Raw genomic sequence first — 14,914 nt, forward strand, 5'->3', positions numbered from 1 at the left:
GACGAGTAGGTTGGTTGGTGCCATGACGGTCATCACAGAAAGCCGCGTCACCAGCGTGGTGCGTGCCGCAGAAACAATGTTGTCCCGCCGAGCGGGGTCGCCGGTGGTTCTCGCCGATCCCGAGGATCTCGGAGGAAGCGGCCGAACCACGGTCGTAAGGGTACGCGTGGCGCAGAACCCTCTGTCGATGGACCGCACCCTGGTCATCAAGGCGCTCCCGAGCCACGAGGACCCGCAGGCCTTTCACCGCGAGATCGCGTCGTACAAATACGCGACGGCGCTGCCGACGGAGTCGCGGCCCGGTCCGCAACTGATTGCCTCCGATCCCGACAACCGGTTGATGGTGCTCTCCGACCTCGGCCGCGGGCATCCGTTGACAGTGCTGCTCGCCGACGCCGACGTGGTCGAGATGAGCCGTGCGGTGAGCGCGTGGGGCCAGGCGCTCGGTCGGATGCATGCGGCAACGGTCGGCGGAGAAGGCGACTTCGACGCCCTCGTACGCCACGGTGCTGCAGGCACCGCGGGCAGGGACATCCTCCGCGACGAAGCCATCCGTGCCGTGTCCGCTGCATCGGCACGCGTCGCCGACCTCGGGCTGACGCTTCCAGACGCAGTCGCCGAGGCACTGACGTCGGCGTGCGCGCTCTTCGACGAGGGCGACCACCGCGCATTCAGCCCCTCCGACGTCGGCCCCGAGAACATCCTTCTCAACGACGACGGCGTGCAGTTCATGGATTACGAGTGGGGCGGATTCCGCGACGCCACACTCGACATCGCCTACGGATTGGTCACCTTTGCCCCGCAACTCGGGCCGGCAGGCGTCGCTCACCGCCTCGACCTCGAGGTGTCGATGGTCGACGCCTGGCGCTCGGAAGTGGTGCCGATCTGGCCCGCACTCGAGCGCGATCGCTACATGGCACGGCAGTTGCTCACGGCGCGGCTGCTGTGGGTGTGGTTGTCGACGGTGTGGATGCTGCCCGATTCGTCGACCGACACCGTTCCGATGACGCACTATGCCCACGACTGGGCGCTGCACACCAACGATCCCCGTGTCCTCGTGGCGCGCTGGTCCGATCTCGCCGCCGCGGCGACGAGCAACGCCGAGATCTCTGAGTTCGCAACCGAAGTGGGCCTCGCGCTGCAGCGTGCGTGGCTGGACTGACCGCGGTGGGGGGATTGTTCGACCCGCCGCCTCAGAGTTCGACGAGCGGCGCCACATCGCTGACATCGCCGCCGTCACCGAGCGCACCGCTGGCGGTGCGCATGCGTCCGCAGACTCTCGACGACATCGTCGGCCAGCAACACCTCCTCGGCGAGGGGTCACCACTGCGTCGTCTGATCAGCGGATCGGGCGCGGCGTCGGTGATGCTCTACGGCCCACCGGGCACCGGTAAGACGACGATGGCCTCGCTCATCTCGAGCGCGGCGGGCGGACGATTCGAAGCGCTCTCGGCGCTGTCCGCGGGCGTGAAGGAGGTGCGCGCGGTCATCGAGGTCGCGCGGCGTCGATTGGCGGCCGGTGAGCAGACCGTCTTGTTCATCGATGAGGTCCACAGGTTCTCCAAGACCCAGCAGGATGCGTTGCTCGACGCCGTCGAGAACCGGATCGTCCTCCTCGTCGCCGCGACCACCGAGAATCCGTCGTTCTCCGTCGTGTCCCCACTGTTGTCCAGATCGCTTGTGCTGCAGTTACGTTCGCTCACCGACGACGACATTCGCACGGTGCTGCGCCGCGCCGTCGCCGACGAACGCGGACTCGGCGGTGCCGTCACCGTCACCGACGACGCGTACGACCACCTCGTGGCGGTCGCGGGTGGCGACGCGCGCCGAGCACTGACCGCACTCGAGGCCAGCGCCGACGCAGCACTGCGCGAGCCGACAACCGATGACGAAGGCAGTGGTGAGGCGGTTGCCGAACGCCGCGAGATCCCTGAGATCGGTGTAGCCGACGTCGAGGCGGCCATCGACCGCGCGGCCGTGCGGTACGACCGCGACGGCGACCAGCACTACGACGTGACCAGCGCGTTCATCAAGTCGATCCGCGGATCCGACGTCGACGCCGCGGTGCACTACCTCGCCCGGATGATCGCCGCAGGCGAGGATCCCCGCTTCATCGCCAGGCGGCTGATGATCCACGCTAGCGAAGACATCGGGATGGCCGATCCGATGGCGTTGCAGACCGCCGTCGCCGCGGCGCAGGTGGTGGCTCTCGTGGGGATGCCGGAGGCAAAGCTGGCGCTCACGCAGGCGACCATCCACCTCGCGACCGCCCCGAAGTCCGCGGGTGTGGTCAGCGCTATCGGCGCTGCGCTCGCCGACGTCGAAGCAGGCAAAGCCGGCGCCGTGCCGCCCGGACTACGCGACGCGCACTACAGCGGCGCCAAGAAGTTGGGCAGCGGCGTCGGATATCAGTACCCCCACAACGATCCTGACGGTGTTGTGCCGCAACAGTATCCACCCGATGAGCTCGTCGGCGTCGACTACTACGTGCCCACCGATCACGGTTTCGAGCGCGAGATCGGGCCGCGGGTGGCCAAACTGCGATCGATCGTGCGCCGGGCGACGCGCCGGCCGAAGAAGTCGTGACGCCGCTCAGCGGTGGCGTGTAGAGAACGCCAGAGCCGTTGCTGCCGCGGCCATTGCGATGCCCACCCACACCGGCGACACCCAACCGAGCCCTGCGCCGATCGTCAGTCCGCCGAGAAACGTGCCGATCACGTTGCCCACGTTGAACGCGGCGATGTTGGCTGCCGACGCCATGGTCGGTGCGTCGCCCGCGAAGTGCATCACCCGCAGTTGCAGCGGCGGGCTGGTCGCGAACCCGACGAGGCCCATGACGAAGAGCAGGATCGCGACGGCGACCGGCACGTGTGCGAGCAGTGCGTAGGCGACGAGGGTGAGGGTCAGCAGCACGGGCAGAGTGCGCAGTGTGAGCGTGAGGTTGCGATCGGCGGCCCAGCCGCCCACGATGTTGCCGACGCACAGTCCGAGCCCGAAAACGATCAGCAGCCAGGCCACCGCGGACTCCGGATAGCCCGTGACATGCGTGACGAGGGGCTCGATGTAAATGAACGCGCCGAACACTCCGCCGAAGAGCACCATTGTCAGGACGATCGAGATCAGCACCTGCGGTCGAAGCAGGACACGGTAGGCCGATCCGCCGCTCGACGTCGGCGCCGGTCGTGACGGGACGAGTGCAACGATCCCGACCAGTGCGACAACTCCGACGACGCTCACCATCCAGAACGCCGCCCGCCAGCCGAAGTGTTGGCCCACAACGGTTCCGAAGGGAACTCCGATCACGTTCGCCGCAGTCAGGCCGGTGAACATCACCGCGATCGCGCCGGCCCTGCGGTGCGGCGCCACGAGGTCGGCAGCCAGCACGGCGCCGATGCCGAAGTAGCCGCCGTGGCACATCGCGGTGATCACGCGGCCCAGCAGCGCCACGTCGAATGTGGGTGCGAGGGCAGTGAGCACGTTGCCGACGATGAACAGGCACAGCAGCACCACCAGCGCGCGCCTGGGTGGTCGCCTGCTGAGGAATGCGGTGACGGTGAAAGCTCCGACAGCGACGGCGAGCGCATATCCCCAGATCAGCGCACCCGCGGTGGGTACCGATACGCGCAGCGACTCCGCGACGTCGGAAAGCAGTCCGGAGATGATGAACTCGGTCAGGCCGATCCCGAATCCGCCGACGGCCAGCGCGGTCAGACCCGCTCGGGCGTGCGTCCGGGCAGTCGCCTGGTTCATCGTGGAATCTGTTGCGGGAGTTGTCGTCTCATTCATGGTGTGTCCTTCACGACGAGATGACGCAGCGGTCGGTGACCGGCGTGGAAAGGGTGAACAGGTGGCGGGGGTTCAGCCGGAAAGAGTCGTGCTCGCGAGCAGACGGAGCGCGTCGTCGTGTGACGAACCGGGTGTGGCGTGCATGAGCATCAACCGATGCCCGTCCTCTTCGGGGAGATGGAGCATTTCGTAGGTGAGGTCGAGATCGCCGACGATCCGATGCCGGAAGCGCTTGGTGCCGCTCGAACAGGATTCGACGGGGTGCTGCGCCCAGATCCGGGCGAAGTCGGCGCTGCGGGAAGCGAGGTCTGCGACGAGAAGGTCGATGTCGTGGGTGCGCGAGGTCGTCGTGACCAGGGGTGCCGTGACGTATCGCAACGAGGCGACTGCCAGCCTTGCCTCGAACTCCCAGTCACGGTGCAGCGCACGCGTGGCCGGGTCGGTGAACAACATCGACACCTTGTTCGGTGGTGTCTCCGACGTCGGGGCGGCAGGGTCGAGGTGGCTCGCCAGCACCGCGTGTCCCAGGCGATTCCACCCGACGATGTCCTGGACGGGCGACAGTGCGATCGCGTCGACGTCGGGCATCGCGTCGAGCAGCGTCGCGAGACCGGGACGCAGCCGCGCTCGGACCGGCGGGGGAGTCGCCGAGCCCGCAAGGTGATAAAGATGTGCACGTTCGACCTCGTCGAGCCGCAACGCGCGTGCCAACGCGTCGATGACCTGTGTCGACGGATTCGACGCCGCGCCCTGTTCCAGACGGGTGTAGTAGGTCAGCGACGCCTGCGAGTTCTGCGAGTTCTTCTCGACGCAGCCCGGGCACCCGACGAAGCCCCGTGGTGACGACGCCGAGGTCGGCGGGTACCAGTGCTGCTCGGCGGCTGCGCAGAAAGTCGGCGAGTTGCTCGGCGGCCGTGTATCCGTTGGTCACCGGTCCATGGTCGCGCGATCGGCCGTCGCGTGCCTGTCCCTGTCGGTGACAGCCACCAACGCGGTCACGCGACGCCGCCACGCACGGCCTTCTCGTGCTGGTGACGACGCCAGTAAGGAGTCGCGCTGGCGCGGCGGTAGGCTGGTATGTCGCAGATCGTCGGATTCGCGCACGCCCCGAGTCAGTCCGACGCAGACCTTCCAGACGCACCACGACGACCGAGGACGAGAACCCAGTGCAGACGCATGAGATCCGGCAGCGATTCCTGGATCACTTCATCAAGGCCGGACACACCGAGGTGCCCAGCGCCTCGCTGATCCTCGACGACCCCAACCTGCTGTTCGTCAACGCCGGCATGGTGCCGTTCAAGCCCTACTTCCTCGGTGAACAGACCCCGCCGTTCGACCGTGCCACCAGCGTGCAGAAGTGTGTCCGCACACTCGACATCGAAGAGGTCGGCATCACCACCCGCCACAACACCTTCTTCCAGATGGCGGGCAACTTCTCGTTCGGCGACTACTTCAAGCGTGAGGCCATCCGCTTCGCGTGGGATCTGCTCACCTCGTCGGTGGACGACGGCGGATACGGCATCGACCCGCAGAAGCTGTGGCCGACGGTCTACCTCGACGACGACGAGGCGTTCGCGATCTGGCGCGACGAGATCGGTGTTCCCGCAGAGCGCATCCAGCGGCGCGGGATGAAGGACAACTACTGGTCGATGGGCGTGCCCGGCCCGTGCGGTCCGTGTTCGGAGATCTTCTACGACCGTGGCCCCGCCTACGGCGTCGAAGGCGGACCCGAAGCCGACGAGGATCGCTACATCGAGATCTGGAATCTCGTGTTCATGCAGAACGAGCGAGGCCCCGGTGGAGCCAAGGAAGGTTACGAGATCCTCGGCCCGCTGCCGAAGAAGAACATCGACACCGGTATGGGCGTCGAGCGCGTGGCCTGCCTGCTGCAGAATGTCGACAACGTCTACGAGACCGACTTGCTCAAGCCGCTCATCGACCTGGCGTCGGAGTTGACCGGTCGGGGCTACGGCGCGGGCAATCACGACGACGACGTGAGATTCCGCGTCATCGCCGACCACGCCCGCACCGCGGTGATGCTCATCGGCGACGGCGTGCTCCCAGGTAACGACGGACGCGGCTACGTGCTGCGGCGACTCCTGCGCCGCGTGGTCCGCTCCATGCGGTTGCTCGGCGATGCCAAGCCGACCATGGAGATCATCGTGAACACGGTGATCGACGTCATGTCGCCGTCGTACCCCGAACTCGCCGAGCAGCGCGCCCACATCGTCACCGTCGCGGTCGGCGAGGAGACGTCGTTCGCCAAGACGCTCGAGGCCGGGTCCAAGCTGTTCGCCGACGCCGCGCAGGCCACCAAGGCGGCGCACAAGAAGACGATCAGCGGCAACGACGCGTTCACCCTGCACGACACGTACGGTTTCCCGATCGATCTCACGCTCGAGATGGCCGCGGAGGCAGGCCTCGACGTCGATCAGCAGGGATTCACCGAACTGATGGCGGAGCAGAAGCAGCGCGCCAAGGACGACGCGGTGGCCCGCAAGACCGGACACACCGACGCCGCGGTGTACCGCGAGTTCCTCGACCGTGGCCCCACCGAGTTCACCGGCTTCGACGAGTTGGTGTCCGAGGCACGAGTGCTCGGTCTCATCACCGACGGCACGCGCGTGCGGTCGGCAGGCCCCGGCGAGCAGACCACGGTGATCCTCGACCGCACGCCGCTCTACGCGGAGTCGGGCGGTCAGATGGCCGACGTCGGCACGATCACCACCAGCGATGGCACCCGACTCACCGTCAGCGACGTGCAGAAGGTCGGCAAATCGGTGTGGCTGCACAAGGCCACCGTCGACGCAGGCGAGATCCACGACGGCGACGAGGTCATCGCTTCAGTAGATCAGTCGTGGAGACACGGTGCGACACAAGGACATTCGGGTACGCACATGGTCCATGCCGCGCTGCGCGAGGTGCTCGGCCCCAGCGCGACTCAGGCCGGATCGCTCAACCGGCCCGGCTATCTGCGATTCGACTTCCACTCCGGCTCGGCGCTGAGTGAGGATCAGCGGCAGCAGATCGAGGAGATCTCGAACGCCGCCGTCGAGTCCAACTACCCGGTGCACACGTTCGAGACCGGTCTGAGCGAGGCGAAGGCGATGGGCGCGATGGCGCTCTTCGGCGAGAACTACGGCGACGTCGTACGCGTCGTCGAGATCGGCGGACCCTTCTCGATGGAGCTCTGCGGCGGAACGCATGTGGCGTCGTCGGCGCAGATCGGACCGGTCACGTTGATCGGCGAATCCTCCGTCGGATCAGGCGTGCGTCGCGTCGAGGCGTACGTCGGAATGGACTCGTTCCGCTACCTGTCCAAGGAGCGTGCGTTGCTCGCGGGACTGGCGTCGTCACTCAAGGTGCCCTCCGCCGAGGTTCCCGGCCGCGTCGAGCAGCTCGTCACACGCCTGCGTGATGCGGAGAAGCAGCTCGAGAAGGTGCGTGCCGACGCTGCTCGCTCGGCGGCAGGCGACCTGCTCGATTCCGCCGACACCGTCGGTTCGACGTTCGTGGTCGGCGGGGTTGTCCCGGGAGTCGGGGCGAACGACCTTCGCGGTATCGCGACCGATCTGCGCGGCCGCGTCGGTGACCGGCAGGCCGTGATCGCGTTGTTCTCGACGACCGGTGAGGGCGACGACACCAAGGTGCCGTTCGTCATCGCCACCACGGACGCCGCGCGGGGGGCGGGCATCAAAGCGGGCGACCTGGTCAAGGAGATCGCGCCACTCGTGGGTGGACGCGGCGGTGGCAAACCCGACCTCGCGCAGGGATCGGGCACCGACGCCGCGGGGATCGACGCCGCGCGAACCCGCATTCGGGAGATCGTCGGCCGATGAGTCTGACTCGGGGGCGTCGTCTCGGCGTCGACGTGGGGAGCGTGCGGATCGGGGTGGCCGTGAGCGATCCCGACGGCATCCTCGCGACTCCCGTCGAGACGGTCGCGGGAGCCGACGTCGACGCCGCGGTGGCGCGACTACGTGCACTGGTCGAGGAGTACGACGCCGTCGAGGTGATCGTCGGGTTGCCCAAGACGCTGCGCAACACGGACGGTCCGGCAGCCGAGAAGGCACGCGCCTTCGGGGCCCGACTCGCCGAAGGACTTGAGGGGATTTCAGTAGTGTTTTCTGACGAGCGACTCACCACCGTAGCTGCGCAGCAGGCGCTGCACGCCAGTGGACGCAGCGTGAAGGCGTCGCGCGGGGTGATTGATCAGGCGGCTGCGGTCGCTATTCTTCAGGGGTGGCTGGATTCGCGACGATGAGTGGTTCAACGCTGTCCACGGACCATCTCGCCATGCGAGTCGTCAGATATGAGGGAGGGGACGTTCGGTGACCGACGAACGGCATCGGAATCGTCATCGTGAACTCTCTGATCATCCTACCGAAGGACTCGATCTCGAGCGACTCCGGTACTTCACACAACCGGCCGACGGCAAGCCGCACAACCGGCATCGGCGTCGACGCACCGGGACTACGGGGCAGATACCGGTAGTCCGCACCGACACTCCCAGGCCCCAACGCCCGCGCACCGACGGCGCGCAGTCGCCCCAGCCGGCGCGAGACGTTCCGCAGGGTCGTGTCGCGCGCCCGGCCCAGAGTGGGCCAGAGGCTCGCGCTACCCGGCCCCAGCCGACCGATCGGCCCGTTCGCCGACCGGAACCGTCCGCAGACGGCGAGTCGGTGGATACCTTCCACATGGCCACACCGCGTCGTGCCCGCCCGCAACGCATCTCGCCGACGCCGCCCGTCGACCATCAACTCGATACAACCCCGGTCGATCCGGCGCCGGTTGAGACGGCACAGGCCGACGCCCCGGTGACGTCGCGCGCGACAGTCGCACCGGAGGCCTACGAAGCCCACGACTACCAGGGGGCCCACGACTACCAGGAAGCCCACGACTACCAGGAAGCCCCTGTCGCACTCGAGTCGATCGAGCCCGACGAGTCGTACGACTCCATCGACCACGACCAACCGATCTCGCCGACGCGCAGGGGGAGAGTTCGCACTCATACACCCGAATCGCGACGCAGACGACGCAAGCGACGAACTGTGCTCGCGGCCGTCATCGCGATCATGCTGATCGCGGTTGTCGGTGTCGGCTACTACGGGTTGCGTGCGGCGGGCATGCTGGACTCGCGCAAGGACTACACCAACGCCGCGGGTACCGGCGACGTGATCGTCGACATTCCGCAGAACTCCACGTTGAAGGATTTCGGACGCATCCTCACAGACGACAACGTCGTCGGCAGTCAGCGCGCATTCATCAATGCCGCTGACGGACAAGCCATTTCGGGCGGTTACTACAAGTTGCGCACCGAGATTCCCGCATCGACAGCCGTGCAGATGCTCACCGACGGGACGACGCACCGGGTCGGTCGGGTCGTGGTTCCGGAGGGCCTGCAGCTCGACACGAAGAAGGGTGTCGACGGCAAGACGACGCCGGGAATCTTCCAGAAGATCTCCGATGCCACATCCGTCACCGTCAACGGACAGAAGATCGGGGTGTCGGTCGACGACCTGCAGAAGGCGGCGGCAGGCACCCCCGCGCAGCAACTCGGAGTGCCCGATTGGGCGGTCGCCGACGTCGAGAAGCTCAATGGTGATCACCGGCGGATCGAGGGACTGATAGCTCCGGGTACCTGGGAGACGATCGACCCGCATATGTCGGCGACGCAGATCCTGCAGCAGTTGATCTCGCAGAGCGGGCAGCGTTTCGCGCAGTGGGGTTTGAGTTCAGAGGGTTCCAACGACTCGGGTCTGACGCCGTATCAGACCTTGGTGTCGGCCTCTGTAGTCGAACGCGAGGTCACCAAGCCGGACGACTACGCCAAGGTCGCGCGGGTGATCCTCAACCGTCTCGACAAGGACCAGCGCCTCGAGATGGACTCGACCGCCAACTACACCGCGACGGTGACCAACATCGACCTCGACGGTGAGGCGTACAAGTCCGACAACGCGTGGAACACCTATCAGATGAAGGGGCTCCCGGCTACGCCGATCGGCGCGGTCGGCGAGCGTGCGCTGGAGGCGACCGAACATCCGGAGAGCGGCAACTGGCTGTACTTCGTCACCGTCGACCGCGAGGGTACGACGCTGTTCGCCGACACCTTCGACGAACACAAACGCAACCGCGAGAAGGCGTGCGACAACAAGCTCCTGACCACGGGGTGTAGTTGAGTCGATGGATCTGACACCTCCGCCACGGCACGCTCCCGTCGGTGGCACGGTGGGCCGCCGTGCCGCGGTCCTCGGCTCGCCGGTCTCGCATTCGCGCTCACCCGACCTGCATCTCGCGGCCTACCGTGCCCTGGGATTGGATGACTGGACCTACGAGCGGATCGAGTGCGACGAGCGTCGGCTTCCCGAACTGGTGGGCGCGCTCTCGCCCGAATGGGTGGGCCTGTCGGTCACCATGCCCGGCAAGCGTGTCGCACTCGAGGTCGCAGACGAACGCACCGAGCGGGCAGTCCTCGTGGGTTCGGCAAACACCCTGGTGCGCACCGAGAACGGCTGGCGCGCCGACTGTACCGACATCGACGGCATGATCGGTGCCCTGCGGGAGGTCGACGTTGCGGTGGCCGAGCGTCCGCACGCCGTCCTCGTGGGGGCGGGTGGAACCGCGCTGCCGAGCGTGGCCGCGATCGCGGAAGCCGGATTCGCTGAACTGACGGTGGTCGCGCGCGACGAGGGACGCGCGTCCGACGTGGTCGAGCTCGCGCGGCGACTCGATCTCGACGTGCGCTTCCTTCCGTTCCGTCCGTCGCGAGAACTCCTCGAGGCGAGCGCCGACGCAGGCGTCGTCGTATCGACGGTCCCCGCGGCGGCGGTCGAGCCGATCATCGACTCGCTCACGCAGACGCGCGCGCTCGTCGACGTGATCTACAACCCGTGGCCGACGCCGCTTGCCGACGCCGTGTCGGCCGGCGGAGGGCGCGTTGTCGGGGGTTTGGTGATGTTGCTGAACCAGGCGTACAGCCAGGTGGAGCAGTTCACGGGACGTGTCGCACCGCGTGAGGCGATGGCCGCCGCGCTCGACTGATCCCTCCACACACCCTGTTCCATCCCCAGACACGGCCCGATCCACAGGTGCGCCGCGCATGTCGGCGGCGGGGAGTCGGATCGCGCCGCGTCGTCGAGACTGTCGTGCATGGAACCCGTTGGCTGCCTGGTCGCGCTGTGGCTGGCCGCGCTCGCCGACATCGACCGTCGCACCTCGCGGTTGCCGACCGTTCTGCTGTGGCCCGGTTGCGTCGCAGTCGGGGTCTCGTCGTGTGTGCGACCGTGCATCGCGCTTGCCGCTGTCGCTGCCGCGGGCCCGTACCTCGTGGGGTGGCTCACCGGTCTCTGCGGTGGTGGCGACGTGAAGTTGGCGTTCGCGCTCGGAGGCATGCTCGCCGACCCGGCGTCGGCGTTGCTGATGGTGCTCGTCGCTCAGGTGATCGGGTTGCTGATGCGACGAGGGCGGCAGCGCTGGCCACATGGGCCGCCGATGATCGCCTCGGGTGTGGCGCTGCTCGTGGCCGGCTCGTGAGGAGAAGACGCGGGGTGGCACGACGTGGTTGGGGTGTCGCCGCCGTCACATGGAACAATTGATCCTTGTGTTGCGCTGGATAACTGCCGGAGAGTCTCATGGCCCGGCCCTTGTTGCCATTGTCGAAGGCATGGTCGCCGGGGTGGAGATCACCTCGACCGACATCGCCGAACAACTCGCACGCCGCAGGCTCGGCTACGGGCGTGGTGCGCGCATGAAGTTCGAGGCCGACAAGGTGAGCGTGCTCGGGGGCGTGCGGCACGGGCTGACCCTCGGTGGGCCCGTCGCGATCGAGATCGCCAACAGCGAGTGGCCCAAGTGGGAGACCGTGATGGCGGCCGATCCCGTCGACCCCGCTGAGCTCGAGGGCAGCGCGCGTAACGCCGCACTGACCCGACCCCGGCCGGGGCATGCCGACTACTCCGGCATGCTCAAGTACGGATTCGACGACGCTCGGCCGGTGCTCGAACGCGCGAGCGCCCGCGAGACTGCCGCGCGCGTCGCGGCAGGTACCGTCGCGCGCAACTTCCTGCGTCAGGTGTTCGGGATCGAGGTGATCTCGCACGTGATCTCGATCGGTGGCAGCACTCCGTATGTCGGTCCGCCGCCGACGATCTCCGACCTCGCCGCGATCGACGAGAGCCCGGTGCGTGCGTTCGACAAGGCTGCCGAGGAATCGATGATCGCCGAGATCGAGACCGCGAAGAAGGAAGGCGACACGCTCGGCGGCGTCGTCGAGATCGTCGCGACCGGCGTCCCGGTCGGGCTCGGTTCGCATGTCAGCGGAGAGACCCGCCTCGATTCGCGCCTGGCGGGCGCGCTCATGGGTATCCAGGCGATCAAGGGTGTCGAGGTCGGCGACGGCTTCGAGACCGCACGTCGTCGTGGCAGCGCCGCGCACGACGAGATGGTTCCCGGATCCGACGGCGTACTGCGGTCGACCAACCGCGCGGGCGGCCTCGAGGGCGGCATGACGAACGGTGAGGACATCCGTGTCCGTGTCGCCATGAAGCCGATCTCGACGGTGCCGCGCGCACTCTCGACGATCGACATGGCGACCGGTGAGCAGGCGCAGGCCATCCATCAGCGTTCCGACGTCGTTGCCGTGCCCGCTGCGGGCGTCGTCGCCGAGTCGATGGTGGCGCTCGTCGTCGCACAGGCTGCCCTGGAGAAGTTCGGTGGCGATTCGGCGACCGAGACCTCCGACAATCTGGCCGGATACCTCAAGCGTGTCGCGCAGCGCGGAGCGCGATCGTGAACACACCTGCGGCAGCGGGCGTGACATCGACGAGTAGACCCGCCGCTGTGCTCGTCGGGTTCATGGGTGCGGGCAAGTCGACCGTCGGTAGGTTGCTCGCCGACAGGCTCGGCGTCGACTTCATCGATACCGATCACGAGATCGTGCGACGAACCGGACGGTCCATCCCCGACATCTTCGTCGCCGATGGTCCCGAGAAGTTCAGGGAACTCGAAGCGGAGGTCGTCGCCGACGTGCTCGCAACGCACAGCGGGATCGTCGCGCTCGGCGGTGGCGCTGTCACCACGGCGGACGTGCGTATGGCTCTCGATGCGCATCGTGTCTTCTACCTGCGCGTCAGTGCGGAGTCGGGATTCGCCCGGGTGCGCGAGTCCGATCGCCCGCTACTGGCCTCCGACGATCCGGCAGAGCGCTACCGCTCGTTGCTCGCCGAACGCGAAGAAACCTATTCGGCGGTCGCGCGCGTCGAAGTCGACGCGCATGGCGATCCCGACGCCGTCGCCGATCTGATCATTCTGGCGTTGGCCGACGAACTCACAGCAGGGAGAACCTCATGACCGAGCCGATCTCCATCCGGGTCGACGGGGCGTCGCCCTACGACGTCGTCATCGGGCGCGGGCTGCTCGACGAGGTGGCGCAGGCAGCGGTCGGCGCCGACAGGATCGCCGTGCTGTACCAGCCGACTCTCGCGCAGACGGCAGAGCAGGTGCGAGAGTTCTTGGCGGACAAGGGATTCGATGCGCATCGCGTGGAGATTCCCGATGCGGAGGCCGGTAAGGACCTGTCGGTTGCCGCGTTCTGCTGGGATGTCTTCGGGCGTATCGGTCTCAAGCGCAACGACAAGGTCATCGCGCTCGGCGGGGGAGCTGCAACCGACCTCGCCGGCTTCGTCGCGGCCACCTGGATGCGCGGGATCGGTGTCATCCACATACCGACGACGCTGCTCGCCATGGTCGACGCCGCTGTCGGCGGCAAGACCGGCATCAACACCGACGCCGGCAAGAATCTCGTCGGCTCGTTCCACGAACCCGACGCCGTGCTCATCGACATCGCCACGTTGGAGACGGTGCCGCGCAACGAGATCATCGCGGGTCTGGCCGAGGTCATCAAGACCGGATTCATCGCCGATCCCACCATCCTCGACATCATCGAAGCCGATCCCGCCGCCGCCACCGACCCGACCGGTCCGGTGCTGCCGGAGCTGATCCGACGTTCGGTCCAGGTCAAGGCCGACGTCGTCTCCGCCGACCTCAAGGAATCGTCACTGCGCGAGATCTTGAACTACGGACACACGATGGGGCATGCGATTGAGCGTCGTGAACGCTACCGGTGGCGCCACGGTGCCGCCGTGGCCGTCGGATTGGTCTATGCGGCCGAATTGGCGCGGCTCGCAGGACGACTCGACGACGAGACGGCGGACCGGCATCGGAGCATCCTCGAACTGGTCGGCTTGCCGACCACATACGACGCCGACGCGTTCCCCGATCTGTTGGAGGGGATGTCGGGCGACAAGAAGAACCGTTCGGGCGTTCTGCGGTTCGTCGTACTCGACGGACTGGCCAAGCCGGGCAGGCTCGAGGGCCCCGATCCCGGCCTGCTTGTCGCGGCCTATTCGGCTATCGCCTCCGAGCGTCCGACCGCAGGCACCACGCTGCTCTGATCACGCTCTGATCAGGCGGGGTCGGCGCCCGACTTCGCGACCGTGCGGTCGTCGGTGCGCTCGATGACGGCGGTGTCGTCGTCGCGGTTGGATTCGTCGAGACGTCGCTGTTCTTTGCGCTGGTCGCGGCGGGTGAGCCAGCGGCCGAGGGACGCCCCGATGAACGCCGGGAAGAAGATGAGAAGCGCGATGAACGAGCCACCCGCGATGATCTCGATGAAGAAGCTCGATTCGCTGATGCCCTGAACACCGATGGTGCCGAGGATCCAGCAGATCAGGCACGACACGAGGCCGGCGAAGACGCCTGCCTTGAGCCAACGGATCGTGAGGTCGTCGTAGTCGTCGGGGTCCGGATGTGCCCGGGCGTCGCGGATACCGTCGAACCCGCCCCAGACCAGCGCGATGAAGACAACGGCTGCGACCGCGATGGTCTTCCATGCCGTCGAGTGCAGTGGCGACTGCACCACGGCGATGCCGAGCAAGACACGAGCGACGACGTGGACCGCGGTCATGACGACACCGCGCAGCAACCAGGACACCATGGCCGACAGCATACTCATGGGTGACGTGATCTCGAACACGCGGGAGTGGGGGGGGGGGGGGGGGCCCCCCCCACCCCCCGGGGGGGGGGGGGGGGGGGGGCGGCCCCCGCGGGGGGGGGGGGGGGGGGGGGGGCG

General features: G+C 67.3%; 13 protein-coding genes and 1 pseudogene. 10 read left to right on the top strand and 4 right to left on the bottom strand.

Annotated features, from left to right (window positions below; translation table 11 throughout):
• Positions 1-22: 22 nt before the first annotated feature.
• Entirely contained in the window at positions 23-1,162 is a 1,140-nt protein-coding gene (locus A5785_RS10620; RefSeq protein ID WP_005202643.1) for a hypothetical protein, read from the top strand.
• A 5-nt stretch (positions 1,163-1,167) separates the two neighbouring features.
• Positions 1,168-2,586 carry a replication-associated recombination protein A gene (locus tag A5785_RS10625; RefSeq protein WP_064866352.1) on the top strand — a complete coding sequence of 473 codons (1,419 nt, stop codon included), beginning with the start codon at positions 1,168-1,170 and terminating at the stop codon, positions 2,584-2,586.
• Between the two features lie 6 nt (positions 2,587-2,592).
• Here A5785_RS10625 and A5785_RS10630 read toward each other — a convergent pair whose 3' ends face one another.
• The 3 genes and pseudogenes from A5785_RS10630 to A5785_RS24020 form a co-directional block, all read right to left on the bottom strand.
• The gene (locus tag A5785_RS10630; RefSeq protein ID WP_156528034.1) at positions 2,593-3,786 is read right to left on the bottom strand and encodes an MFS transporter; all 1,194 of its coding nucleotides are present in this window, start codon (positions 3,784-3,786) and stop codon (positions 2,593-2,595) included.
• 72 nt (positions 3,787-3,858) lie between these two features.
• Complete coding sequence (locus tag A5785_RS10635; RefSeq protein ID WP_005202651.1) at positions 3,859-4,497, bottom strand: MmyB family transcriptional regulator; 639 nt, start codon at positions 4,495-4,497, stop codon at positions 3,859-3,861.
• 9 nt (positions 4,498-4,506) lie between these two features.
• Positions 4,507-4,563, bottom strand: a pseudogene (locus tag A5785_RS24020) (hypothetical protein); the annotation flags it as partial.
• A 389-nt stretch (positions 4,564-4,952) separates the two neighbouring features.
• Here A5785_RS24020 and alaS point away from each other — a divergent pair.
• The 8 genes from alaS to aroB all read left to right on the top strand — a co-directional run bounded on the left by alaS (position 4,953) and on the right by aroB (position 14,237).
• A complete protein-coding gene (gene alaS / locus A5785_RS10640) occupies positions 4,953-7,625 on the top strand; it encodes an alanine--tRNA ligase (RefSeq protein ID WP_005202652.1) in 2,673 nt (890 codons plus the stop codon).
• The gene (ruvX, locus tag A5785_RS10645; protein WP_005202653.1) at positions 7,622-8,050 is read left to right on the top strand and encodes a Holliday junction resolvase RuvX; all 429 of its coding nucleotides are present in this window, start codon (positions 7,622-7,624) and stop codon (positions 8,048-8,050) included. Before alaS ends, ruvX begins: the two co-directional genes overlap by 4 nt.
• 433 nt (positions 8,051-8,483) lie before the next feature.
• A complete protein-coding gene (gene mltG, locus A5785_RS10650) occupies positions 8,484-9,965 on the top strand; it encodes an endolytic transglycosylase MltG (protein ID WP_005202655.1) in 1,482 nt (493 codons plus the stop codon).
• A 4-nt stretch (positions 9,966-9,969) separates the two neighbouring features.
• Positions 9,970-10,827, top strand: coding sequence for a shikimate dehydrogenase (locus A5785_RS10655; RefSeq protein ID WP_005202657.1), 858 nt, complete (start codon positions 9,970-9,972; stop codon positions 10,825-10,827).
• 108 nt (positions 10,828-10,935) lie between these two features.
• Positions 10,936-11,319, top strand: coding sequence for a prepilin peptidase (locus tag A5785_RS10660; protein WP_005202663.1), 384 nt, complete (start codon positions 10,936-10,938; stop codon positions 11,317-11,319).
• Between the two features lie 49 nt (positions 11,320-11,368).
• A complete protein-coding gene (gene aroC, locus A5785_RS10665) occupies positions 11,369-12,577 on the top strand; it encodes a chorismate synthase (protein WP_005202664.1) in 1,209 nt (402 codons plus the stop codon).
• Positions 12,571-13,134, top strand: a complete 564-nt coding sequence (locus tag A5785_RS10670; protein WP_373278526.1) for a shikimate kinase — start codon at positions 12,571-12,573, stop codon at positions 13,132-13,134. The genes aroC and A5785_RS10670 overlap by 7 nt, the downstream gene beginning before the upstream one ends.
• The gene (gene aroB, locus A5785_RS10675; protein WP_005202666.1) at positions 13,131-14,237 is read left to right on the top strand and encodes a 3-dehydroquinate synthase; all 1,107 of its coding nucleotides are present in this window, start codon (positions 13,131-13,133) and stop codon (positions 14,235-14,237) included. Before A5785_RS10670 ends, aroB begins: the two co-directional genes overlap by 4 nt.
• An 11-nt stretch (positions 14,238-14,248) precedes the next feature.
• Here the strand turns inward: aroB and A5785_RS10680 are convergent, their stop codons facing one another.
• Complete coding sequence (locus tag A5785_RS10680) at positions 14,249-14,791, bottom strand: B-4DMT family transporter (protein WP_005202667.1); 543 nt, start codon at positions 14,789-14,791, stop codon at positions 14,249-14,251.
• Positions 14,792-14,914 lie beyond the last annotated feature (123 nt).

Source organism: Gordonia sp. 852002-50395_SCH5434458, from assembly GCF_001665905.1.
GTDB classification, from domain to species: domain Bacteria; phylum Actinomycetota; class Actinomycetes; order Mycobacteriales; family Mycobacteriaceae; genus Gordonia; species Gordonia jacobaea.

Excerpts from the sequence above, each read along its gene's own strand:
- A5785_RS10660 (WP_005202663.1), top strand. The coding sequence starts at position 10,936 with ATGGAACCCGTTGGCTGCCTGGTCGCGCTGTGGCTGGCCGCGCTCGCC.
- aroB (WP_005202666.1), top strand. The coding sequence starts at position 13,131 with ATGACCGAGCCGATCTCCATCCGGGTCGACGGGGCGTCGCCCTACGAC.
- ruvX (WP_005202653.1), top strand. The coding sequence starts at position 7,622 with ATGAGTCTGACTCGGGGGCGTCGTCTCGGCGTCGACGTGGGGAGCGTG.
- mltG (WP_005202655.1), top strand. The coding sequence starts at position 8,484 with ATGGCCACACCGCGTCGTGCCCGCCCGCAACGCATCTCGCCGACGCCG.
- A5785_RS10630 (WP_156528034.1), bottom strand. The coding sequence starts at position 3,786 with ATGAATGAGACGACAACTCCCGCAACAGATTCCACGATGAACCAGGCG.
- aroC (WP_005202664.1), top strand. The coding sequence starts at position 11,369 with ATGGAACAATTGATCCTTGTGTTGCGCTGGATAACTGCCGGAGAGTCT.
- A5785_RS10620 (WP_005202643.1), top strand. The coding sequence starts at position 23 with ATGACGGTCATCACAGAAAGCCGCGTCACCAGCGTGGTGCGTGCCGCA.
- A5785_RS10680 (WP_005202667.1), bottom strand. The coding sequence starts at position 14,791 with ATGCTGTCGGCCATGGTGTCCTGGTTGCTGCGCGGTGTCGTCATGACC.
- A5785_RS10655 (WP_005202657.1), top strand. The coding sequence starts at position 9,970 with ATGGATCTGACACCTCCGCCACGGCACGCTCCCGTCGGTGGCACGGTG.